Genomic DNA, 23,015 nt, shown 5'->3' on the forward strand with positions numbered 1-23,015 from the left:
GATTTTGTCAAAACGCCTAGTATACGAATTGACGAAAACGTCAAATCAACGGGAATCGACCCCCAGCAATGTTCGGAGGCAGGAAATGCGACTGGTAAGTTTTGAGCGGAATGGCAAGGCGGCACTTGGAGTGCGCGAGGGCGAGCAGATCAGGATCATCGGCGAGGAGACGCTTGAAGCGCTGCTCGCGCGCGGCGTGAATCTCGTCGATTACGCACGCGAACAGGCCACCGACGAGCGTGTCGCGCTCGCCGACGTCACCCTGCTTCCGCCACTTTCGCGTCCGCCCAAGATCCTCTGCGTCGGCCTGAATTTTTCGGATCACACGTCCGAAAGCCATTACGCGCAGCCCGACTACCCCACCTTGTTCTTCCGCGTCGCGACCAGTCTGATTGCCCACGATCAGCCGATGATCCGCCCGCGCGTGACGGACTGCGCGGGCCTCGACTACGAAGGCGAAATCGCCGTGGTGATCGGCAAGAGCGGACGTCATATCGACAAAGACGACGCGCTCTCGCACGTGGCCGGCTATTCGCTCTTCAACGACGGATCGGTGCGCGAGTATCAGTTCAAGACGCCGCAATGGACCGTTGGCAAGAACTTCGACGGCACCGGCGCCTTCGGCCCCGATCTCGTCACCGCCGATGAATTGCCGCCCGGCGCGAAGGGCCTGCGCCTCGAAACGCGCCTCAACGGTCAGGTCGTGCAATCGGCCAGCACGGATGAAATGGTGTTCGACGTGGCAAGCCTCATCAGCATCATCAGCGAGGCCATCACGCTCGAAGCGGGCGATGTGATCGTCTCTGGCACGCCGGCGGGTATCGGCTGGGCGCGCGAGCCGAAACTGCTGATGAAGGCCGGCGACGTCTGCGAAGTCACGGTCGAAAAAATCGGCACGTTGCGCAACGTGATTGCGGACGAAAGTGTGAACACGCGTGCGAGCGATCGCGCGGCACGCTGAGCATCGAAACCGCAGACCGCCCGCCAGCCGCGCGGGCGACATGAAGGAGACAAACATGCCTGAAAACGAGGCCGGTCGCGGCCGCGCGAGCATCCATTCGATCGATCATTTCGCGCTCAACGTGCCCTCTATCGACGAAGCCGAACGCTTCTTCCGCAGCTTCGGTCTGCGCGTCGAGCGCGATGGCGGCGGCGCGCCGGAACTCGCGCTCTATGCGGCCGACGGGCACCGCTGGGCGCGCATTCTTGCTGCCGATCACAAGTCGCTCGCGTATCTGTCCTTCAACGCCTACGCGGCGGATCTCGACGCGCTCTACGCCCAGGTCGCCGCCACCGGCCGCACGGTGCTGCACGATCGCAGCAGCGACGGTTTCTGGTTCCGCGATCCGGACGGCAATCTGGTCCAGGTGAAGGTCGGGCCCAAGACCAGTCCGTCGGCAAAGACACCGTGCCATCTCGACGGCAGTCCCGCCGATACGCGCGGCTCGCACACGCGTTCGCAGGCGCAGACCGTGCATCCGCGCAGGCTTTCGCATGTGCTGCTTTTCACGCCCGATGTGCTGCGCGCGCTGGACTTCTATCACGCCACGCTCGGGCTGCGGCTCTCGGACAAATCGCAGGACCTGATCGCCTTCACGCATGCGCCGCACGGCAGCGACCATCATCTCGTGGCGTTCGCGAAAAGCAGCGCGCGCGGCTGGCATCACGCGGCCTGGGATGTCGATGACGTCAACAGCGTCGGCGAAGGCGCTGCGCAGATGGCCGCAGCGGGCTATACGAAGGGCTGGGGCACGGGCCGTCACGTGCTTGGCTCCAACTACTTCCACTACGTTGAAGACCCGTGGGGCTCGTTCTGCGAATACTCCGCGGATATCGACTTCGTTTCCGCAGGCGCGCAATGGCCGGCCGGCGATTACGATCCGGAAGATTCGCTTTACCTCTGGGGCCCCGCGGTCCCCGACAACTTCATCCGCAATACGGAATTGACCGCTTGATCGCTGACCAGCGACGCAAAAGCGCCCCGTAGCAACGCGGTATTTTCATCAGACACAGACTCATGGCTGCCGGCCTCGCCGGCGGCCAGGGCATCACTCGCTCGTTTGAAGGTGAACACTATGGCTTCCCGGAACATTCTCGATGTGGTCGTCGTCGGTTACGGTCCCGTTGGGCAAACCCTTTCCATTCTGCTCGGGCAGCGCGGCTACAAGGTGGCGGTGTACGACCGCTGGCCTTCGCTCTATCCGCTGCCACGCGCAGTCTTTCACGATCACGAAATCCGTCGCATGTTTCATGCTATGGGTATTGGTCAGGATGTCGAATCAATTTCACAGCCTTCGGCAACCTATCAGTGGTTCAACGCCGACTGGAAAACGCTGGTGGAAATCGATTGGTCGTCGGAATCGATCAGCGATGGGCCGGTGGGTTATCTGTTCAATCAGCCTTCGCTCGAAGCGCTGTTGGACTGCCGCGCGAAAGCGCAGCCGACGGTTTCGGTTCATCAAGGCTGGGAAGCCATCGAACTGCACCAGCACGCCGATCATTGCGAACTGACGCTCGAACGCGTCACGATGCAGGACGGCAAGGTCACGCGCAGCGGCGAAACGCAAACGGTCAAGGCGAAATATGTGATCGGTGCGGATGGCGCCAACAGTTTCGTGCGCAAGACCGTGGGTATCGACTTCGAGGATCTGGGCTTCCAGGAGGACTGGCTGGTCATCGATCTGAAACCGCATGACGGCGTGAAACTGGACGTACCCGACATCGGCCAGTGGTGCAATCCGCAACGCCCGACGACCATGGTGCCAGGCGGTCCCGGTTATCGGCGCTGGGAATTCATGCGGCTGCCGCACGAAAGCCGCGAAGCGATGCAGCAACCGGAGAAAGTCTGGGAGTTGCTTGCACCGTGGGTGGGCCCCGAACAGGCCACGCTCGTGCGCTACGCGCTCTATACGTTCCGCTCGCTGATCGCCGATAACTGGCGCCGTGGCCGCGTGCTGATCGCCGGCGACGCCGCGCACCAGATGCCGCCGTTCATGGGCCAGGGCATGTGTTCGGGTCTGCGCGACGCATGGAATCTTGCCTGGCGATTCGATCTGGTGCTACGCGATATCGCGCCGCCGTCGCTGCTCGATGGCTACACGCCCGAGCGCCGCCCGCAGGTGCGCGCAGTGATCGACGCGTCGATCGCCATGGGTCAAGTGGTCTGCACCTCGGACCCCGTCAAGGCGGCCCAGCGCGACGCCGCGTATCTGGGCGGCAACGTGCCGCCGCTGCCGCCCTTCCCCGGCCTCACCGACGGCCTCATCGTGCACACGCAGAATAGCGCCGAGGGCGGTATCGCCGGGCAATTGGGCGTCCACGGTCAGGTGCGCAACCGGGGCCGCACGATGCGTTTCGACGACGCGGTGCCAACCGGTTTTCAGGTCATCGGGCTGGACGTCGATCCGCAACACTGGCTGGACGATGCCTCGCGCGCGGCGCTTGACGTGCTGGGCGCACACACGGTCGGCGTGACGTGTGACGAATCGAAGATCGTGGCCGATCGCGTGCTCTACGATCTCAGCGGAAAATATCAGCGGTTCTTCGCGCAGCACGATGCGAAGATCGTGATTGTTCGTCCGGACTACTATGTATTTGGCGCAGCACGCACGCCGGAAGAGGCCAACGCGCTCATCGCGAAACTGATCGCGAATATGGACCTCGCTCAAGCAGACGATGCGTGCGAAGCCCAGCAAAGCACGATGGCATAAGACGCGAAAACAGGCGGCGTGCAGACCGCGCGCCGCCTCACGCCACCATCAGCCTGCGCCGGTCGCGCCACACCGCCAGCGCGAGCGCCAGTAACCCGCACGCGGCGATCAGCACGAGCAACGCGCTCTTGCCGCCGTGCACCAGCACCCAGCCGCCCACCGCCGGAAAACCAAATGCGCCCACAAAATAAGCGGCAACAAACCAGGTGAGCGCAGCACGCCGATGCGCGGCGATCGAATCGTTTACGGCCTGCAACTGCACGATCGGATAAGCCAGCCCGTAACCGGTGCCCAGCAATACCGCCGATATCGCCTGAAACCACGCGTGATAAGGCACGGCAAACATGGCGCCGCTGCCCAGCACCATCATCGCCAGCAGGACTTTGGTGGCGGTTTGCGGCCGCAGCCTCGCCACGAGACGCGAAAGCAGCCAGCGCGTCGCCACGACGGTGATCGTATAGACGCTGAAAAACGTGCCCGCCTGCGCCTGCGTGCCGTGCACCAGCGACATCTGGAATGTCATCAGCCCGGAAAACACGCAGCCGCCCAGCGCAATGATGACGACCGGATAGACCGCAGACGTGCGCGCCACCGCGCCGATGCTGCGCAGCCAGCTATCGCGCTGCGGCTGTACGCGCGCAAGCTGCCCGAACGCTTCGAGCAACATCGCGGCAATCACGCACAGCGCGCCGATGCCGAAGAGCAACGCGTCGAGCGGCACGCGCCACCAGCGGATCGCCAACGCGGCCAGCGCCGGACAGCCGCCGATACCCGTCATCTGCACGGTCGCGAAACGCAGGAACCAGAGGCCGCGATCGGCGTCGCTGGTGCGCTCGGCGAGCGCCATCGGCGCGGCCAGACAGAAGGCGCCCCAACCCAGTCCGACGAGAAAACCCGGCAGCGCATCGATCGCGCCGGGCCGCTCCGTCAAGGCGAAACTCGCCACGCCCGCGCCCACCGCTAACGACGCCAGCGCCGCCATGCGCGCCGCGCCGCAGTGGCGCACGGCCCAGCCCGTGAGCGGCACGCCGGTCAAGGTGCCGAGCGCCGCGCCCGCCAGCGCCACACCGGTCTGGAAATCCGTGCCGCCGGCCAGACGCACATGCATCGAAAAGAGAAACGTCGCCCCGTAGCCGGCCGATGCCAGCAGTACACCCATCAGCATGACGACGGCGTTGAATGGGCGCACGTGGGCGATCCGCTCGTTGAAGGAAAGCAGCAGCTTAACAGGGGCGAGTGCGCGTCCTTTCGAGGCCCGCCCGCACGCAGTTCATTTATCACCAAATAGTTAATCCAGGCCATCAAAACCGCGAATCCGCGATACCTCACGAATCGCCAAACACTCTGTTTATTAACGCTTTTGCAATGCTCTATTGCGTGACTTCGCGGCAATAAAAATGCCTCACGTAAACCCCTATCGGTAACTACTTGGTTAATTACCTACACTGCGGGCTTCAGCACGAAAACCGGGACGCCCCCGCCCGGCCAGGCAATACCGACGATGGATACCCGCACTCTCCCGCCCGCGGCAAACGCGGCGCCCCAGCCCGCCGCCACGCCCTACACGGCCCGCAGCCTGATCGCCGTCGCCGGCATCCTGCTGGTTGCCGCCAACCTGCGCGCCGCCGTGGCCGCGCTGTCGCCAATCTACGACCTCATCGGCAAGAGTTATCTGGTTTCGCCGCAAGCCCAGGGCGTGCTCGGCTCGCTGCCGGCGCTGGCGTTTTCGGTATTCGGATGCTGCGCGCCGGCGATCAACCGGCGGCTCGGCCTGGAGCGCGGCATCGCGCTCGCCATGCTGCTGGTCTGCGCGGGCGATCTGGGCCGCGCGTGGCTCTCCGGTTCGGTCTGGAGCCTGGGCCTGTTTTCGCTGATGGCGCTCGGCGGCATGGGCATGGCCAACGTGCTGCTGCCCGCGACGATCAAGCGCTACCTGCCGGGCCGCGTAGGCGCGATGACGGCGGCTTACTGCATCATGTCGGCGGTCGGGGCGGCGGCGCCCTCGCTGCTGGCGGTGCCCGTCGCGCATCTGTTCGGCTGGCGTTTTTCGGTCGGCGCATGGTCGCTGCTGGCCGTGATCGCCGCGCTGCCCTGGCTCGTGCTGCATCGGCCGCCAACAGCCGTGCAAGGCGCGCGCGACCCCGGCCTCACGCGGCGCGCGTTACGCTGGCCGCAGACCTGGGCGCTCGTCGTCGTATTCGCGGGCGGCGCGTGGGTGATGTACGCCCTGCTCGCGTGGCTGCCGACGATGCTGGTGCAGACCGCGCACGTCGCCCCCGCCCACGCGGGCGCGATGCTCGCGCTCTACAGTCTCGTGGGGCTCGCGCACAACCTCGTCGTGCCGAATCTGCTCGCCACGACCCGACGGCCCGAGCGCGTGGTGATCGTCGCGGCGGCCTGCACGGTCATCGGCACGCTGGGTCTTGCCTACTTTCCGCAACTGGCGCTGCTCTGGGTGATTCCAGCGGGCCTGGGCGCGATGGCGATCACCATCGGCCTCACGCTCATCAATCTGCGCAGCCGCACCGAAAGCGGCACCACCGCGCTGAGCGGCGTCATGCAGGCAAGCGGTTATCTGATCGCATCGGCGGGACCGTGGGTGACCGGCAAGCTGTTTGCGTTCAGCGGCGGCTGGCTCGTGCCGTGCTGGCTCATGGCCGCCACCGGCGTGCTGATCGGCATCGCGGGCTTCGCCGCAACCCGTCACGGCTTTATCGAAGATCAGCGCTGACGCTCGGGCACCTCGACCCAGCGAGCCGCATGTCCGATGCGTTCGCAGAAGTGCTCCAGCGTTTGCATCGTCAGCGAGACCGTCACGGCATTGTCGAGCGGATGAAACAGCACGCGGCGCTCGGCGCGCAATGCCGCGTCGATCACGAGTTCGATCTGGTTGTCCGGGTCATTGGCCAGCGCGAGCGGGCTGAGCGCGCCCGACCAGGTGCCGAGCTGATGCTCCAGATGCGCCGCATCGGCAAACGACAGCCGCGACGTGCCCAGCGCGCCCGCCAGCGCCTTCAGGTCGAGACTTTTGGTTGCGCGTACAACCAGTAAGTAGAGCCCGCGCTTATCGCGTATCAGCAGGTTCTTGCAGATCACGCCTTCGAGCCCGAGATCCAGCGCGAGAAATGCCTCGACGCTGACTACGGCGTCGTGCGCGCGCACCTCGACGGGGTCGCCGCAGGTATTGAGCAGATCAAGCAGATCGGCGGTATTCAGCATCCAGACTTTCGCTCGCGACTTTCGACAGGTTGAAGAAAGGCCCCGGCTGCACGTTGTTTCGAAAGGTTTGGCGTATCTGCTGTAACCTTGAAGGCTCGTGCCCCTTGGGGCCCTGAAACTTACGATTCTTATATCATCGTTCAGTTTCCGGCTTCACGGTCCTTGCCGGAATTAACGTGCGCTCCAGAATGCCGCTGCCCTCATTGCTGCCGCCGCTGCCACCTTTGCCGCCGTTGCTCGACGAAACGCTGCGCCGCGTCGACCGGCGTTATCGCCTGCCGCCGCTGGCCACCGCCTCGGCGCTGACCGACGGCCACAGCCCGGCGACCCGGCTCGCCGTCTCGATCGAAGCGGCGCGCGAAGCGCTCGCCGCGGGGCATACGCCGGACACGGCGATCCGGCACACCTTCATCGACGCGCTCGCGCAGATGATTCGCCACGCGATGCGCGAGGAAGGCGGCGATGCCACGCTGCAGGCCACGGTTCTGCGCCATCGCGAGGCGCTGGTGCGCGAATACGCGGCGCTGGCCACGGAAGCCGACCACGACCGGCGCGCGATCCACGCCGGCGTCAACGCCATCGCCCATCCCGCGAAGCTGCAGCGCCTGACGCCCGGCGCGCAACGCGACGCGCTCGCGCAACTGCAGGCCGCCGCCGCGCAGGCGGCATGGCCCGCACTGGCGCAAACCCTGGACACGTTGCGCGACGCGCCCGCCATCGCGGCATCGGCCACCTTGCAGCGCGACATCGTCAAGCTTGCGGAGAACCCGGCGCTTGCGCATCTGCTGCGCCTCGATGCGCTCGCGGCGAACGAACACGTGCGCCAGTACCGTTCGCTGCTCGATCGCAACGGCCCGCGTCCCGGCAGCGCCCAGGCCATTGCGCAAGGCACGCGTTCGCAGCAGCGCGGCGCGGCCGTCGAAATGCTGGCGATGCAGGCGCTCGACGCGCTCGCCACGCGGCTCAACGATGCCGATGCGAGCGGCCAGCAGTTTCGCGTCGTGACGTCGATGCGCGTGCCCTCGGCCATTCCCGGCAGCCACGAGCGCGCCAAAACCGAATGGGATGCCGTGCTGCTCGAACGCGCCAGGCTGGACGGCGAAGGCGCAGACGCCGCGCCCTGGAACGTGCGCCTGCTGCTGGAAGCGAAAGCATCCGTCGATGCCGCCACGACCGATCTCCCCCGCCTGTTGCGCGGCCTGCGCCTGCTCGCGCACGCCAACGTGGACAGCGTCTACGCGTTCGAAACGCAGCAAGGCACCGTGAAACTCAACGGCGCGTCGCTGCACGCGCTGTCGACCGACGATGCGGCCTTGCGCGACGCCGTGCTGTACTGCTGCGACGCCCCCGCCGAAATGCCGCCGCGCCTGCTGGGCGCAGCCAGCCGCATGCAGTTGTTATCGGCGCAAACGAGCGTCAGCTTCGCGAACGCGCTGGCCGAGCGCCAGCACGCCAATGCGCACGCGCTCGAACCCGTCTGGCAGGCGCTGCTGGAATCGCCGCACTGGCATTCGGTATTGAATCAATATCCGATGCTGGTCCAGGTGCGCGATCTCATGGTGCATACGGACGATCTCGCCGCCGCCATTCGCGCGTTACCTTAAAAGCGATCGAACCTGAACGCAGTCGCAGAACGGAATCACTGAACGGAATCACTGAACGGAATCACTGCGAGCGTCGCACAGGAATACGAAACAACTCATTGCGCGCCGCGTTTAAACTCACTCGCCATTCTTCCATTTGAATCACGCAGGCATGGTGCGTGAATGGGCGCGATTCAATTGCAGCCGTTCAAGGTGCAATAGTGGGTATAAACCACGCCGTTGCCGTCCATGCCTGAAATCGTGCGCGTACCATTGCCATAATCGGTCACGCTTTCATTCCAGGTTGCGCCGTCCGCCGCCACGCCGCTCACGTAAGTCGAACTGCCGATGGTGGTCGGCACGCGATCGGATGCGCCGCCTGTCATCGGCGGTTTTTCGTTCACGGGCGCCGTATTGCCGAAATGCTGCACCGAGTAATTATTGCCGGAAGCATCGATGCAATTCGGAAACGCGAGACTGCCCGAGCAACCCGCGTCATTGCCGAGCGTGGCGCCAACGCCCGCCGGAGCGTAAGCCAGGGCGGCAACGCAAAGGCAACAGCTCAGGCTCAGGGCAATACGCTTCAATTCCGGCTCCGGGCAGATAAGGTGATCGAGACCATACGCAACGCAATAACGGCGCAACGCATTGTAACTTGAGGCCGATCGGGCCCGAGCGCACACGCGCTTGCAACATCCCTTCAATCAGGCACGAAAATCATTCGTCAGAATAAAACATCATCGAGCCGATAAAAACGTTTGCGCATGCCCGAACGACGGGAATAGCCGGCACCGGTGCGCCATTTCATTTTAAAAAACACCATGCGCCGATATCGTTCAGCAAACGTAGAAACTCCGTGCAGTGACGAATTGACCACACACGCAGGTCTTTTTAACGAAGCGTCAATTTGAAGTAAGCAAAATACATAAGTCGCTGGTAAGATGAGCGCGAATATCGGATGGCAACCCGTTGCTCCGGAATAACGACCCGAATCTAGACCACTCGGGCCGCCGGTTCGAACAACAGGTGCCATCGGCCATCGGGGAAAGGCCATCTGCCCGCATGCAGGAACACAAGCGCACCCGCCAGAAAAGCGTTCGCCCGTTCACCGCATGCTACCGACCGCAAATGTTCAGACGCGAGCTGTGTCTCGCCGGCCAGACCGGCGAACCCAAACTGCCCGGCACCATTTGCGCACGTCTTACGCCTGTCTCGTGCAGACGTACTCCCCATGCACCACCCGAGCCCCGGCCGCTTAAGCGTCGCCGGGCCTGATGAACGCTGTCGAGTCGTTAGCTGCACGAACCAGCCGAAGCCGTCATGTCCACCCAGTCTAGCCATCATCATCGCCTTTTCATGGCGCTGGCCGGCGGGCTCAGCGCGACCCTCAATGCGGGCGCCTTTCTCGCACTGCTGCCGCCGCACGTTTCGGGCGGCGAGCTGATCTATTTGCGAGCGCTCGCGGGTCTGTTAGCCGTTGCCGCCTTTCTTCTGTTTGCGCGTTTCCATCTGCTGGCGAGCGCCCGCGATCTCTGGTGGATGCTCGGGCGCGGCGCCATGCGCTGGGCGCCGCTGGGTGTCGCGCTGGTGCTGCTGATCGCAGGCGCGCGGCTGGGCGGCAAGGAAAGCATCGTGTTGCTGGCGAAATGGGCCACGCTCGCGCTGCCGCTGCAACTCGCCGGTCTCGCGGTGCTGCGCGGCGCGGCGCACAGCATCAACAATGCGCCCGGCAACCAGCGCGACGCCGCGTTCTTCGGCATGGGCAGCGAAGCGCGCAAGCTGAATCTGCGCCTGCGCCGCTCGCCGATTCTCGGTATCCGCGTGATCGGCTATTACAACGACACGCCCGTGGTGCCGCGCGCCGGCGAAACGCTGCCGCCGTATCTGGGCCGTTTTGCCGATGCTGCCCCGCGTATTCAGGCCAACGATTTCGAAACGGTCTTTATCGCCACCGGCCAACTCGACGGCGAAAACATCACGAACGACATCGTGCAGCAGCTTTACGATTCGACGGCCGCAATTTATTTCGTGCCGGAATCGCGCTTCGTCGAAGATCTCGCAACGTACAGCACCGACCTCGCGGGCGTGCCGCTGCTCGCGCTGCACGACATGCCGATCCTCGGGCTCTCGCGTGTCCTCAAGCGCACGGTGGATATCGTCGGCGCGATGGTCATGCTGTTGCTGCTCTCGCCGATCATGATCACCATCGCGATCCTGATCCGCCTCGATTCGCCGGGCCCGATCCTGTTCCGCCAATTGCGCTACGGCGAGCGCGGCGAGCCGATCGTCGTGCACAAATTCCGCTCGATGCGGGTGTTCACGCGCGAGGAAGAAGCCGCCAACAAAGGCATCGTGCGTCAGGCCGTGGCTGGCGACAACCGCATCACCTCGATTGGCGGCTTTCTGCGCCGTAGCTCGCTCGACGAACTGCCGCAGTTCCTCAATGTGCTGGGCGGCTCGATGAGTCTCGTCGGCCCGCGCCCGCATGCGGCCGAACACAACGAACTCTATCGACGCCTGATTCCCGGCTATATGCTGCGCCATAGCGTGAAGCCCGGCATCACCGGCTGGGCGCAGATCAACGGTCTGCGCGGCATCACGGATACGCCTGACAAGATGCAGCGCCGCGTCGAATACGACCGCTACTACATCACGCACTGGTCGCTGTGGCTCGATCTGCAGATCCTGATGCGCACGATCCCCGAAATCATTTCGGGCCGCAACGCGATCTAGGCCTTCCCAGCACACACAAACTAAAACGCCGGTGCCCTTTTGGGGCACCGGCGTTTTGCTTTATCGGCTCCAGCGGGCCAGACGCGTTATCAAATACCGCGGCCGATACGCCATTGACGCCAGCAGATGCGCAGGAAGTGGCGATCGTCGACCAGATAACGGCGCCACAGACGCGCCGGGTCCTGCATGATGCGCCAGCACCATTCGAAACCCGAACGCTGCATCCACATCGGCGCGCGCTTTTGCAGGCCTGCCGCAAATTCGATCGCCGCACCGGCGCAGATCATCAGACCGCCCTGCAGCGAAGGCGCGTGACGGAACGCCCAGCGCTCCTGCTTGGGCATGCCGATGCAGACGAACACGATATCGGGCGCCATCGCGCGCACGCGCTCGGCAATCGCATCGCCTTCCGGGCCGGTCGGATCGAAGTTCATCGACGGCGCGATGATTTGCGCGTCGAGTCCGGGGAAATGCGTGGCCAGGCCATCCAACAGCGTCTGTTCCTGGCCCGGCATGCCGCCCACGATCACGGTTTTCCAGCCGCCCACGCGCGCGCGTTCGCACAGTGCGGGCACGAGGTCCGCGCCCGTCACACGGCCCGGCAAAGGCTTGCCGAATGCACGGCTTGCCCACACGACCGGCATGCCGTCGGCGAACAGAAAGTCTGCGGTGCGATAAAGCGCCTTGAGTTCGGGCTGGCGGTCGAGCCGCACGAGATGATCGACGTTGGGCGTGACCGTCACGCGCGCGCGGCCGTCGCGTTGCTGCGCGGCTTCGCACAGTGCGTCGAGCGCGGTGTCGAACGGCACCGCGGCAATGTCGAGGCCGAACAACGTGATCCTGGGCAACGATGCTGCCGATGCAGCCGATCCTGCCTGTGCGGTCGCTTCCGGCGCCGCCGTTTGAGAAAGCGCAGTGCTCATTGTTTTTACAACCCCGACTTCCCGCACGGATGCATACCGCCCAGAAACGCGCACGCAATCAAGCGCGCAGGTTAAAGAGGCAATTCGTCCGACGTGATGTTGTTTGGTCTCCTGGCAAAGCCAAGACGTATGGTTTTATTCGCAGAAAAACTGCAAAACGAATAGTACCAGCGCATCTCAAAAAGCGGGTAAGGCTGACGTGTTTTTTCAACGACACACGCACAAAGAAATTATCTTCGGCATGTGACCTTTCATATTTCAATTCGTCAGATGATTGAGCCGGATTGCCCGAAAACCCCGTACTGTCGGCTCGAAAGCGTGCGTGGCCGCGGGGAAAACCATCGTACTCGCAGCACGAAACGGCTAACATCGCGGCGGCTGCGTAATTTGCCGTAAGGGAGTTTCCTTATAGTGCCGGCAGCACGCAAACCATTAGTCCGATTTAAAACATCGCGGCAGTGCGCGGCGATCCCGGTAATATCGCCCGATCGACCGTTAATATCTGAACAATACACACGCGCTAACGTTTGCGCGCAATATAAAACGCCGATTTCCCATTCAACTCCGCTTCATCCGCAGCGCGCTTTACGTTCAATATGATTGTCGACGCTCGTGAGATCCCCGCCGGCACCGTGCTGCAAGGAGGCGTGTGCATCGTGGGAGCCGGCGCCACCGGTATCGCCTGGCAGGCGAACCCGACGCTGAGCATCGTGGCGCTCGCGCTACGTCTGGCCGCGCATCTCAAGGGCGCGGCGAATCTGCATCAGCAGCCGGTACGCTAACGCGTCGGCCACTGATTCGGCATCCTGATCAGTTGCGCGTGTCGCGCGAAAGCCCCGCACTCGCCTTCGCCCACAATGCCGCCAGCGGTGCAACGCCGAGCAGGCGATGCGCTGCCCACGCCGCAATCGCGCCGTTCACCGCCACGGCCAGCGAAGCCGCCGCCGCCGCGCCGACACTGCCGCCCAGCGGCGCGAGCACGGCAAGACCAATCAGCAGCACGGCCACCGAATAGAAGTTGATCCGATAAAGCACCGACGTATGCGCCGTCATGCCGAGCAATTCGGGCATCGCCGTAAAACACGCCGCGGCCAGTTGACCGAGTGCGAGCACGCGCAAGGCCGTCGCGCCCGCGCCATATCCCGCGCCGAACAGCGCCAGCAGGCGCTCCGGGAACAGCAGCATGCAGATCGTGCACGGCAGCGCGAGACACAGCACGATGCCCACCGCCTGCGCCGCGCTGCGCTGCAAACCCGCCAGATCGCGGCGCGCATAGAGGCTGGCGAAGCGCGGCGCGGCCATGCCGGTCACGCCGCTGATCAGCAGGTTGACGACCAGCGCGAGCCGCCATGCCAGCGCGAACAGCCCCGTCTCGCGCGAGGTCGCCACGATGCCGAGCACGATCGCAGGCGCGGAGGTAATCAGCAGCTTGGTGAACTCCAGCCCGAACAGGGACAAACCCGGTTTGAAGAGGCGCGGGGTTTCACGCACCGACTCGCCACCCGCAGACTCGCCAGCAGACACAGCCGCAAGCGAGCGCTTGAGCAGGATCGCACCCACCAGCGCCGTCACGGCGAAGCTCGCGGCGATCAACATGAGTGCGTGCGCAACCGTCATGCCGCCCGTGAGCACGACCGGAATCGCGGCAACGCAGAAGATCGCGGGCCACAGCCACGAATAGATCATCTGGCTCAGGCCCACGCGCTGCAGCCCGGCAAGCGCCCCCGCGAGCGCCGCGCCCACGTTCTGCGGCACGAAGGCGAGCGCACCCAGCACGAGCGGCCACGCCAGATCGGGCTTCTTCAAACCGTACTGCGCGAACGCGGCAGCACCGGCGGCCAGCAAAAGGGAAATCGCAACCGAGGCCAGCACCACCAGCGTGAGCGCACGTTTGATCGCGGGCCGCACGGCGCCGGCGCGGCCCGAGGCCACGTCCATGGCGATCTGCCGCGTGAGCGCCTGATCGATGCCCAGCCGCCCGAAACCCGCGAGCGCCACCATCGTGCTGAACACGATATAGAAGTTGCCCGTCTGCACCACGCCCAGCGCGGCGGCGGTCAGCAGATGGAAACCGTAGCGGCTCGGCAGATCGAGCAGGCGCACGCCCAGGCTCACGAGCGAGCCACGGACGATCGAAGCGCCGCTCGAAGCGGGCGCGGTTTGGGTATCGCTCACGTGCGGTTTATCCGGTTGCAAGAGTCGGGTCGTCAATTAATCAGGATGGCGAATCATGACGCAGCATTGCCGCGCAGCACGAAGAGCGTCACGCTTTGCGGCGGCAGCGTCGCGCGCAAGGTGCCGTTCGTGTAGTGCACGTCCTGCACGCGCGCAAGCTGGTTATTGGCGAGCTGCCAGGTTTCGGCCGCGCCGTTCGCCGCAAAATGCGCGAGCGACACCGCGGCATCGGCGGGACGGTCGAGCTGTTTGTTGATGACTACGAGCGTGAGCGCATGATCGCTCGCGCGCAAGGCTGCGAACGCGGCCACCGTGTCCGGGTCGGGCGCATTGGCCGTCACGCTGGTGGTGCCGAAGGCGCCGCCATTGCCGTTGTAGTTGCGATAGAGCTTGATCGCCTTGTACACCGGCATCGACGGATCGATCGAACCCCAGCGCGTGGCGATATCGAGTCCTTCGCGCCCGAAGATGCCCAGCAGGTCCGCCTGCGCGGTCGCGCCGTTCATCAGCGTTTCGCCGCCCCAGTTGTATTCGGTCAGCGCGATGGGCGTGCCGGCATAGTAGTAGGTATCGGCCCAGCGGCGCATCGTCGGAATCAGCGCCACGACGCTGTTGATCCACGTGGGGTCCGTATAGTGCGGGTCCCAGAGATCGCGCGTCGAGCGGTTGCGCTTGAGCATGATTTCGGCTGTATTGGCCGCGCCGCCATCGGCGTATTCGCCGCCTTGCGGGTAGAAGTGCAAGCTCAATACATCGACGGGATGCCCCGCCGCTTTCCATTGCGACAGCAGCCACGGCACGTAGTCCATGCCCTGGGTTTCGTTCTCGCGGTCCGGCGCGTGATCGTAGCCATGCGCAACGGCGTTCTGCTGATCGAAGCCGCTATGGAAATAACCGGCCCAGCCCCACTCTTCCGGCGCGAGCACTTTCGCGTGCGGGTCGGCGCTTTTCACGGCGCGCGAATAGGCCATGACCTTGTCGGCGATTTCGCGCGCATGCGCGCCGGTGGGATGCACGTCGCGATGAATCACGTGCCACAGGCTCGGCTCGTTATCCATGGCGTAATAGCGCACGCCGCCCGCATTCGCGCCGCCGAACTGCGCCACCAGCGCGGCCACGCGCGCCTGCTCGTTCTGCGCGTCGTCGGGCACGGTGGCGTCGTTCGGGTCGTTGCCGGTGATCGGCACGTCGCCCATGCCGACTCCATTGCCCGCGTCCGGCGTGCCATCCACATCGTGATTGGGCTGCGTGCCGTATTTGGCAATCGAGAAACTCGCCAGCGTCTGACGCTGCGGCCCGAGTTTCGCCACGCGCCCGAGCATCGGAATCGTGATGATGGGCGTGGCGCCGCCCGCCTGGCTCAGCGTGACGAAACGATCGCCGTATTGATCGTTGATATCGTTCGGATTGGCGGCAACGCTTTCGAAATACCAGTCCTTGCCCGCATTGCGCGCATCGAGCCGCCAGTTATACGCCGACGCGCTATTGCCGCCCGAACGGTTGATCGGCACGCGCAGATCGCGCAGCGTTGCCGTGGTGCCGAAGTTGATGCCGTAAATCAGCGGGCTGATTGCATGGCGATTGGCGGCCGCATCGACGCTGATGGCAACCGGCGCCGGCTCCGAGGTGGCTTCGGTGCACGAAGCCGTGCCCGCCGCCAGCAACGCAGCCGCAAGCGGCGCGAGAAAAAGTCTAGGGCGTCGCGTGCGCGGCATGGTCGCTCCGTGGGTCGGCTTCATCGGAAGCGTCGTGGTCGACGTCCTGGTCGGTGGCATGGTCAGCATGGGTTTCGGCCTGATCGCCCAGACCGCCCGCGCGCCAGATGTAGACGAAGATCGCGAGTATCACCGCGGTTTCGCCAGGCGTGAGCGTGGGCGGATAAAAGAACGAAATCACCAGAATATAGACGAGGTAATCGAACAGCGAGCCAAGGAAATCGTCGTCGACTTTCGCGCGCAGACGGCGGTACAGCATCATGCCGCGCACCTGATACAAGAGGATGATCAGCGCGCCCACGAGGCCGTACTCGAATACGATGCCCAGCCAGGTGATGTCGGCGAGAAAGAAGAAATGGTGGAAGTAATCGAACAGGCTGTCGCGGCTCGTCGGGCTGATGGTGCCCACGCCAAACAGCCAGCGCATCGGTTCGTTGCCGAGAAAGCGCGAAGCCAGATCGATCGAGATACGCCGCGTGTCGAAACCGTTGGCCGAATTCAGATTGAACGTCGTGGCCAGATAGCCCGCCGAGAACATGCCCACGAGCGCGAACGGCCCGCATACCAGCAGGCCGACGCGCGCCATCGGCCGCGACCAGATAAACGTATTGATGATCAGCACGCCCATGATGCCGATGATCATCGCGCGCGTTTTCACGATCAGCAGCGTCACGGCGAAGGCCACGGCCGCGCCGAGCAAATAGCCCAGATGCCGCTCGAAAAATGCGCGCCGGTAGCAGAAGAACAGCAGGATGATCGGGAAATACATCGACATGCGGATACGGTGCCCGCGCATGTCGGCGGTAAAGAACGGCGACTGGCCGATCACGTAATCGTCCCGATACCAGCTATCGGGCACGACGGCCCACATGAGGATCAGCGCGCCGATCACGATCATGCCCGCGACGATAAAGCTGCGTTCGAGTTCGTGCAGCGTGGGTTCGAGCGTCAGCAGTAAGGCGAGGAAAGAAAAGAAATAAAGTAAAGGCAGGAGTTTCACCTGCGCAGTAATACTGGTGAAGAAACCTTCGTGGAAATAAAACATCGCCGCGAAGCTCGGAAACAGCACGAGCCACGCGAAGCTGATGAGAATCTGCCGCGTCACCGGAAAGCGCGGGTGACCCGCCAGCCGCAAGGCGGCCGGCAGCGACAGGATCGGGAACGCCTTCGACAGCGCCCACAAGGGCGCAAGCGCGCTGATGTAGTGGAAGGTCTGGCCGAACAGCGGCAGCAGCGCGAGCAGCCACAGCAGGACGCGCGCCCGCGCCGGCTCGGCCGAAAACACAGGCGCGGACCGGGCCGTCGAAGTGGCGGTTTCCATCTCGTACAAGGTGTTCTGCCTGAGAGTGCTTCCTGTGCCCTCGATACCTTTAGTACAGGATGTGATTGTTCGAGATGGTGTAGTCGAGGCCGCGATTGAACGGCAACACCTTGTCGATGTACTGGTCGACCCATTGATCGACTTCGGCGATCGACGACTTCGGCACGAAGATCGTATCCGACGACTGCAGGATCACGTCCTGCGCCGAATCGCCCCTATGCGTGAGCGCGTCCAGATTGATCGTGTGCAGCATGGGGCGGCCGTCCGGGCTGCGGCGGATCAGCACGACTTCATTGGTGCGCGCCGTGTCGAGCAGGCCCTGCGCCTCGATCACCGCCTGCAGCACGCTCATGCCCGGATGCAGCGGCACTTCGCCGGGCTTGCCCACCTGGCCGCCCACGTAGATATGCGAAGACGACTGCGCGATCGCGACCGTTGCATGCGCGTTGCCCGTGACGCCATTGGTGGCGAGCGCCTTGTTGATGCTTTCGGCCAGCTGCGCGACGGAAAGGCCGGCCGCCGGCAGGGTGCCCGCGAACGGCATCGACAGCGTGCCGTCGGGCGCGACCGGGCCGCGATAGTTCAGTTCGGCGTTGAAAGGCAGCGTGACCGACAGGTCGTCGCCCGCCTGAATGCGATAAATGGAAGGGGTCGAATCGACCCAGGTCGCGAAGTTGGCCGGTCGCTGGTATTGCGGCTCCACCCAGGTGCGGGTACAGGCGGTCAGCATCATCAGCACCAGGACGAAAGCCGGGCGAATTGTATTCATCGAGCGTGTAGAGCGTGTAATTGGGTGGCGCCGACTGGCCGTTGCGCGAAGGCAAACGATAACACCTGAAAAGTGTCATCAGCGAACGACAGCGACCGCGCGAAATTTATAGAAATACCGGCTGAGCCATGTTTTCTTACGTATTATATGCGCCTTCGGTATCTAACTTGTGGGCCAGGAACCACAACCATATGGTTATTACAACTAGGACCAGGCCTGACCGCAGGGCAGCAGTTGTTGATTTGACGATCCGGGATTATCTCAACACCTTTTTTTATTACCGCAAGATTGCAGCAGCGGTATTTCTTGCCATTGTCACGATCGGGGTGATCGTCGCGCTGGCGGTGCCGATGCCCTATCGCGCGCAGGCCACCCTGCTCGTGCTGTTCGCCGGATACTACGATCAGTCCAACAATACCAATGGTTCCGCCGGCCTGCAGCCCGCCGCCGGCCAGCTCGACAGCGTCGAAGCGCAGATCCTCAGCAGCCCTGAGCTTCATCGCGACGTCATCATTTCGAAATTGGGGCCGAACGCGAGCGAGCGCGAAATCAACGCGCAACTGGCGAATTTCGAACATCGTCTGCATATCGAACAGAACGACCTGGCCAACACGATCACGCTGAACTACTCGGACCCCGACCCGAAAGTCGCCGCCGATGCCCTGTCGCGCCTGCTCGACAAATATTTCCGCCGCCGCGCGACCATCTTCACGTCGGGCCGGGTCGACTTCCTGACCGGCCAGCTCGACGATGTCAAAGTCCAGCTCGACCGCGCCAACGCCGACCTGCTGACCTTCCAGAAAAAGCACGGCATCGTCGATGTAGACGACCAGATCGCGCGCGCCGTGCAACTGGAAAGCCAGCTCGTGCAGCACAAGCTCGAAAACGATACCAAGCTTGCGCAGGACCGCGGCGAACTGAAGTCCACGCAGGCTTCGTCGAAGGGCGTGAACGCCACCATTCCCATTTACACCGACGATTCCGAAGCCGCGCACGCGCTCGACACGATGCAGCTTTCGCTGATGCAGCTCGAAACGCGCCGCGCCGATTTCGCCGCGCGTTATCTGCCGGGCTCGCCGTTCGTGACGCAACTCGACCAGCAGGTCGCCGACATGCGCGCCAATATCGCGCGCCAGAAGAAGGAAATGACCACGGCCACGCGCCTCGGTCACAACGACTATTACGACGTGGTGCAGGGCAAGCTGTCCACGCTGAACGCGAGCATCGCGGGCGAAACCGCCTTGCAGCACGCGCTCGAAGAGCAGATCACCGATGCGCGCGCGCGCCTGAAAAACCTCAGCGATATTTCGAGCCAGATGCGCCAGATGCTGGCGAGTCGCGACATTCTCGCGGACAACTTCAAGGAACGCTCGCGCCAGGTCGAACTCGCGAAGATCCAGCAAGGCCAGGTGAGCCAGGTCAATAGCACGAACGTGCGCGTGATCCAGACGCCCTTCCCGCCTTCGGAGCGCAGCGTGCCGGGCAGCCTGATCGTCTCGGCGGCCGTGGCTGCGGGGCTGCTGATTTCGGCGCTGGTGGTGCTCGTGCTGGCCAGCATGCGCGAAACCTTCCTGAGCCCGGAACAGGCCGAACGCTCGCTGCTGCTGCCGGTGCTGGCCGCGCCGCTCGCGCAGACCGGCCCGCGCCGCAGCGGCGCCGGCGTGCTCACGCCCGCCGTCAGTCGGCCCGTGCATCTGACCTATGGCCGCATGATCGCCGCCATCAACGCGAGCACCGACTCGCGCGCGAAACTGGTGATGGCGCTGTCCTTCGGCAAGAACGACGGCTTGCAGGACGTGATTCGCGGCCTCGCCGCCGAACTCGAAAGCCGTTCGGACAAACCGGTTCTCGTGCTCGACATGGCATCGGCGCCGGAGGCCGCACCGCTTTACGGCCTGCCCGATGCGGGCGGCCTGCTGCGGTGGCCCGGCTACGCCGCGGCCCGCACGGCCGGCGCGAATGACGCACCGGCAAAGGATGCATCCGCAGAAGCGCCCGCGAATCCGCACGACCTCGTCTACGAACGCGTCGACGGCCACAACATCGTGGTGGCGCGTCCGCGCAACGGCATGTTCCCGGCGTCGTGGCATCAGACCCGCGAGCTTTTCGACGCGCTGCGCGCCGCGCACGACTACATCGTGCTGCACGCGCCGCCCGCGAGCCAGTCGTTCGCCGGCGTGGAAAACGCCGCGCTCGCCGATGCCACGATCCTTGCCGTGCGCGCCGAATCCACGCGCAAGCCCATCGCGCTGACCCTGCGAACGCAGGTGCAGGACGCAGGCGGCCGCCTTATCGGCCTCGCGCTGACGCACCGTCGCGCCTATATTCCCGACTTCATCTACCGCTTCTTCTAATTACCGGCGACAGACCGGAACACCATGGCCCAAATCAGCGCGATCCTGCCGATCAAGACCCGGGGACGGCATTACGCCGACAACATCGGCCGCTGCGACATCCTGTTTTCGTCGCTGCGCCACTTCACCACGCCCGATACGTTTCACCGCATCGTGCTCGTGGTGCCGCACGAAGAAGTCGACGAAGTCAAAGGCTATGCGAAAGCGTGGGCCGACTTCCCGATCGAGGTGATCGACGAATCGCTCTATATGGGCGTCTTCGCGGAGTTCTCGCAGCGCCATCAGATCCGCAACTGGCACCGCCAGCAGATCATCAAGCTGAACGCGCCCGAGTGGATCGAGACCGAATATTTCCTCGTGTTCGACCCGGACTGCTTCGCCACGCATCCGTTTACCGTCGATACGCTGATTCACGACGGCCGCGCGCTCACGCACCGCCAGCCGCGTACCGCCGAGCCGCGTTTCTGGGAAGCGTCGGCGAAACTGCTGAACGTCGATCCGGGCCTCGACCGCGACGGCCTCTGGTGGACGCCCACGATCCTCTCGCGCACGCTCTGCCTGAAACTGCACGAGCATCTGGCGCAGATGTACGGCACCGACTGGCGCCGCGTGCTGCTCTCCAACTACGCGATCGACTGGACCGAATACACGCTGTACTGGCTCAACGCCGAGCGCGAAGGCCTGCTCGACCAGTATCACGCGTTCCCGCAGCCGGGCCAGCGCACGCTGCACGCCGCCGAAAGCGTCTGGTTCGCCAACGACATGAAGGAATGGAGCGCCGCGCAGCATTTCGCCGAAAGCAGCGACGGCCTGTTCGCCGTGGTGCAGAGCAACACGCATATTCCGCTGGAGCAGGTGGTCGAGAAGCTTTCGCCGTATTTCCCGATCAAGGTGCAGCCGTACGAGCGTCACTTCGACGCCGCGCTCAAGGGCGCCGAGCTGTACTCCGCCATCGCGCGGCGCGGGCTCAAACTGCTGAACAAGTTGCGCGGCATGGTCTCGGCTTAAGCTGAATAAATGACGCTTACCGGGTTGCCGCCACGGCAGCCCGGTCAGAATTACCGCCCCTTCTGCCTGTTTTCTTTCACGCTTCCCCTTCATTTTTCCGCTGGCGTTCCGTTATCAGGAACGTGAGCCGGGCGAATGCAGATTTGTCCGCCTGATATTTCCGGTTAATGCCGATTAATCGGCATGCCATTGCATTCTTATTCGCGCAAACGTTAGCGCGAGAATAAAGCGCAAATAAGCGATTAACTGCCGCGTCGATCGGGCAGGCAATCGAATATCGAAAGGAGCTGAAAGGTTTTGACGGGATTTAAAAAAGGACATCGGGCTGGACGTCGCGCAATTCGCCGTTTTGCGGGCGCCTTGAGCGCGAGCCTGGCCATGCTGACGGCGCTGGCAGGATGCGGCGGCGGTGGCTCGGGCAGTACGTCAACTAGCAGCACGGTCACGGTCAGCCCAACAACGCTTTCGCTCACGGTCGGGCATTCATCGGCACTGACCGCGAGCGTCGCATCCAGCAACACCGGCGTCACATGGAACAGCAGCGACACGACCGTCGCGACCGTCACCGACGACGGCGCAGTCACCTGCGAAGCCGTCGGCAGCGCCACGATCACCGCCACCAGCGACGCTCAGGAAGCCAGCGCCAGCGTCACCTGCGCGAAAGCGTTCACCGTCTACGAATTCCTCAAGCTCAAGCAGTATCAGGACGCCAGCGGCGTCAACACGATCTCGGACACGTGGTTCGAGGGTCTGGGCATCACGCCGCTCAACCTGCTCTACTCCAGCAAACTGGTCACCTGCCCGCTCACGAGTTGCACCGACGAATACACCGTCGATAGCACCAAGATCGCCACCGCCGCCGCCAGCGCGGACAGCACCGGCGCGATCCCGGTCTCGCTCGACCTCGAAGTCTGGGACACCAAACGCTTCTATCCCACCACCGCGACCGGCAACGGCCAGACCATCGTGCAGAACCTGACCGAAGCGCTCACGGACTTCAAGGCCGACAATCCCAGCGCGGTCGTCGGCCTTTACGCGGAAGTGCCGCAGAACACATTCGGCTGGAGTTCGACGACGGCCACGACCTACGACGCGCTGAATCCGCAATACGCGGCCGTGGCGGCGCTGGTCGATTACTACAGCCCGTCGCTCTACAACTACGGCTACGACGGCACGTCCACTGGCGACACCGACTGGAACAGCGCGGCCGTCTACGCCGTCGAGCAATCGCGCGCCTTCGACACGCTCAACGGCACGTCGAAAAAAGTGCTGCCCTACATCACGCCCGTCTGGACCGATAGCAGCAACGCGAGCGAAATCCTCACTTACGACCAGATGATGTATCGCCTCAAAGCACTGAAAAGCGCGGGCGCGGATGGCTGCATCCTGTGGATTTCGAGCAGCCAGATCGATCCGTCCACGGGCAGTCTGCTCGTGATCGATACGACTGCGGGCTGGTTCAAGGCGGTGACCGATTTCATGGCGTCGAACGGGTGAGACTGTTC

19 protein-coding genes are annotated in these 23,015 nt (G+C 63.8%); 10 read left to right on the top strand and 9 right to left on the bottom strand.

The genetic code is table 11. The features are described 5' to 3' along the window. Positions 1-85: 85 nt before the first annotated feature. The 3 genes from G3N59_RS32820 to G3N59_RS32830 all read left to right on the top strand — a co-directional run bounded on the left by G3N59_RS32820 (position 86) and on the right by G3N59_RS32830 (position 3,710). Positions 86-961: a fumarylacetoacetate hydrolase family protein gene (locus G3N59_RS32820; RefSeq protein ID WP_205986995.1), complete on the top strand. Its 876-nt coding sequence runs from the start codon at positions 86-88 to the stop codon at positions 959-961. Positions 962-1,016: 55 nt separating this feature from the next. After that, the gene (locus tag G3N59_RS32825) at positions 1,017-1,955 is read left to right on the top strand and encodes a VOC family protein (RefSeq protein WP_205986996.1); all 939 of its coding nucleotides are present in this window, start codon (positions 1,017-1,019) and stop codon (positions 1,953-1,955) included. A 120-nt stretch (positions 1,956-2,075) separates the two neighbouring features. After that, positions 2,076-3,710, top strand: a complete 1,635-nt coding sequence (locus tag G3N59_RS32830; RefSeq protein WP_205986997.1) for a bifunctional 3-(3-hydroxy-phenyl)propionate/3-hydroxycinnamic acid hydroxylase — start codon at positions 2,076-2,078, stop codon at positions 3,708-3,710. A gap of 37 nt (positions 3,711-3,747) precedes the next feature. Here G3N59_RS32830 and G3N59_RS32835 read toward each other — a convergent pair whose 3' ends face one another. Further along, positions 3,748-4,899, bottom strand: coding sequence for an MFS transporter (locus G3N59_RS32835; protein WP_205986998.1), 1,152 nt, complete (start codon positions 4,897-4,899; stop codon positions 3,748-3,750). 312 nt (positions 4,900-5,211) lie between these two features. Here G3N59_RS32835 and G3N59_RS32840 point away from each other — a divergent pair, with 312 nt between their 5' ends. After that, positions 5,212-6,441, top strand: a complete 1,230-nt coding sequence (locus G3N59_RS32840) for an MFS transporter (RefSeq protein WP_205986999.1) — start codon at positions 5,212-5,214, stop codon at positions 6,439-6,441. Here the strand turns inward: G3N59_RS32840 and G3N59_RS32845 are convergent. Continuing rightward, a complete protein-coding gene (locus G3N59_RS32845) occupies positions 6,432-6,929 on the bottom strand; it encodes a YbaK/EbsC family protein (RefSeq protein ID WP_205987000.1) in 498 nt (165 codons plus the stop codon). The genes G3N59_RS32840 and G3N59_RS32845 overlap by 10 nt on opposite strands. Positions 6,930-7,117: 188 nt before the next feature. Here G3N59_RS32845 and G3N59_RS32850 point away from each other — a divergent pair, with 188 nt between their 5' ends. Continuing rightward, a complete protein-coding gene (locus tag G3N59_RS32850) occupies positions 7,118-8,533 on the top strand; it encodes a 3-deoxy-D-arabino-heptulosonate 7-phosphate synthase (RefSeq protein WP_205987018.1) in 1,416 nt (471 codons plus the stop codon). A gap of 173 nt (positions 8,534-8,706) precedes the next feature. On the opposite strand, the gene G3N59_RS32855 is transcribed toward G3N59_RS32850, so the two are convergent. Together G3N59_RS32855 and G3N59_RS32860 are read right to left on the bottom strand one after the other, a co-directional pair. After that, positions 8,707-9,099 carry a hypothetical protein gene (locus G3N59_RS32855; RefSeq protein WP_205987001.1) on the bottom strand — a complete coding sequence of 131 codons (393 nt, stop codon included), beginning with the start codon at positions 9,097-9,099 and terminating at the stop codon, positions 8,707-8,709. Positions 9,100-9,236: 137 nt separating this feature from the next. After that, positions 9,237-9,545: a hypothetical protein gene (locus G3N59_RS32860; protein ID WP_205987002.1), complete on the bottom strand. Its 309-nt coding sequence runs from the start codon at positions 9,543-9,545 to the stop codon at positions 9,237-9,239. Between the two features lie 287 nt (positions 9,546-9,832). Here G3N59_RS32860 and G3N59_RS32865 point away from each other — a divergent pair, with 287 nt between their 5' ends. Then, the gene (locus tag G3N59_RS32865; protein WP_241024624.1) at positions 9,833-11,245 is read left to right on the top strand and encodes an undecaprenyl-phosphate glucose phosphotransferase; all 1,413 of its coding nucleotides are present in this window, start codon (positions 9,833-9,835) and stop codon (positions 11,243-11,245) included. A gap of 89 nt (positions 11,246-11,334) precedes the next feature. On the opposite strand, the gene G3N59_RS32870 is transcribed toward G3N59_RS32865, so the two are convergent. Continuing rightward, the gene (locus G3N59_RS32870; protein WP_241024626.1) at positions 11,335-12,168 is read right to left on the bottom strand and encodes a WecB/TagA/CpsF family glycosyltransferase; all 834 of its coding nucleotides are present in this window, start codon (positions 12,166-12,168) and stop codon (positions 11,335-11,337) included. Between the two features lie 656 nt (positions 12,169-12,824). Between G3N59_RS32870 and G3N59_RS37390 the strand changes: the two genes are divergently transcribed. Beyond that, positions 12,825-12,950: a hypothetical protein gene (locus tag G3N59_RS37390; RefSeq protein WP_277397960.1), complete on the top strand. Its 126-nt coding sequence runs from the start codon at positions 12,825-12,827 to the stop codon at positions 12,948-12,950. A 28-nt stretch (positions 12,951-12,978) separates the two neighbouring features. On the opposite strand, the gene G3N59_RS32875 is transcribed toward G3N59_RS37390, so the two are convergent. The 4 genes from G3N59_RS32875 to G3N59_RS32890 are packed head-to-tail and all read right to left on the bottom strand — an operon-like array spanning position 12,979 to position 18,148. Further along, on the bottom strand, positions 12,979-14,343 hold the full coding sequence (locus G3N59_RS32875) for an oligosaccharide flippase family protein (protein WP_346777974.1): 1,365 nt from the start codon (positions 14,341-14,343) through the stop codon (positions 12,979-12,981). 53 nt (positions 14,344-14,396) lie between these two features. Further along, positions 14,397-16,082, bottom strand: a complete 1,686-nt coding sequence (locus G3N59_RS32880; RefSeq protein ID WP_241024628.1) for a glycoside hydrolase family 44 protein — start codon at positions 16,080-16,082, stop codon at positions 14,397-14,399. Further along, positions 16,036-17,379 carry a hypothetical protein gene (locus G3N59_RS32885; protein ID WP_241024654.1) on the bottom strand — a complete coding sequence of 448 codons (1,344 nt, stop codon included), beginning with the start codon at positions 17,377-17,379 and terminating at the stop codon, positions 16,036-16,038. The genes G3N59_RS32880 and G3N59_RS32885 overlap by 47 nt, the downstream gene beginning before the upstream one ends. A gap of 49 nt (positions 17,380-17,428) precedes the next feature. Further along, positions 17,429-18,148, bottom strand: coding sequence for a polysaccharide biosynthesis/export family protein (locus G3N59_RS32890; RefSeq protein ID WP_205987004.1), 720 nt, complete (start codon positions 18,146-18,148; stop codon positions 17,429-17,431). 242 nt (positions 18,149-18,390) lie between these two features. Between G3N59_RS32890 and G3N59_RS32895 the strand changes: the two genes are divergently transcribed. From G3N59_RS32895 to G3N59_RS32905, 3 genes are all read left to right on the top strand, one after another. Beyond that, positions 18,391-20,502 (top strand): hypothetical protein, encoded by a 2,112-nt coding sequence (locus tag G3N59_RS32895; RefSeq protein ID WP_205987005.1) that lies wholly within the window; start codon positions 18,391-18,393, stop codon positions 20,500-20,502. A gap of 24 nt (positions 20,503-20,526) precedes the next feature. Then, positions 20,527-21,510 (top strand): DUF6492 family protein, encoded by a 984-nt coding sequence (locus G3N59_RS32900; RefSeq protein WP_205987006.1) that lies wholly within the window; start codon positions 20,527-20,529, stop codon positions 21,508-21,510. 378 nt (positions 21,511-21,888) lie between these two features. Beyond that, positions 21,889-23,007: an Ig-like domain-containing protein gene (locus G3N59_RS32905; protein ID WP_205987007.1), complete on the top strand. Its 1,119-nt coding sequence runs from the start codon at positions 21,889-21,891 to the stop codon at positions 23,005-23,007. Positions 23,008-23,015: the final 8 nt, after the last annotated feature.

The sequence above is a fragment of the Paraburkholderia sp. Ac-20340 genome, assembly GCF_017104965.1.
GTDB lineage: Bacteria > Pseudomonadota > Gammaproteobacteria > Burkholderiales > Burkholderiaceae > Paraburkholderia.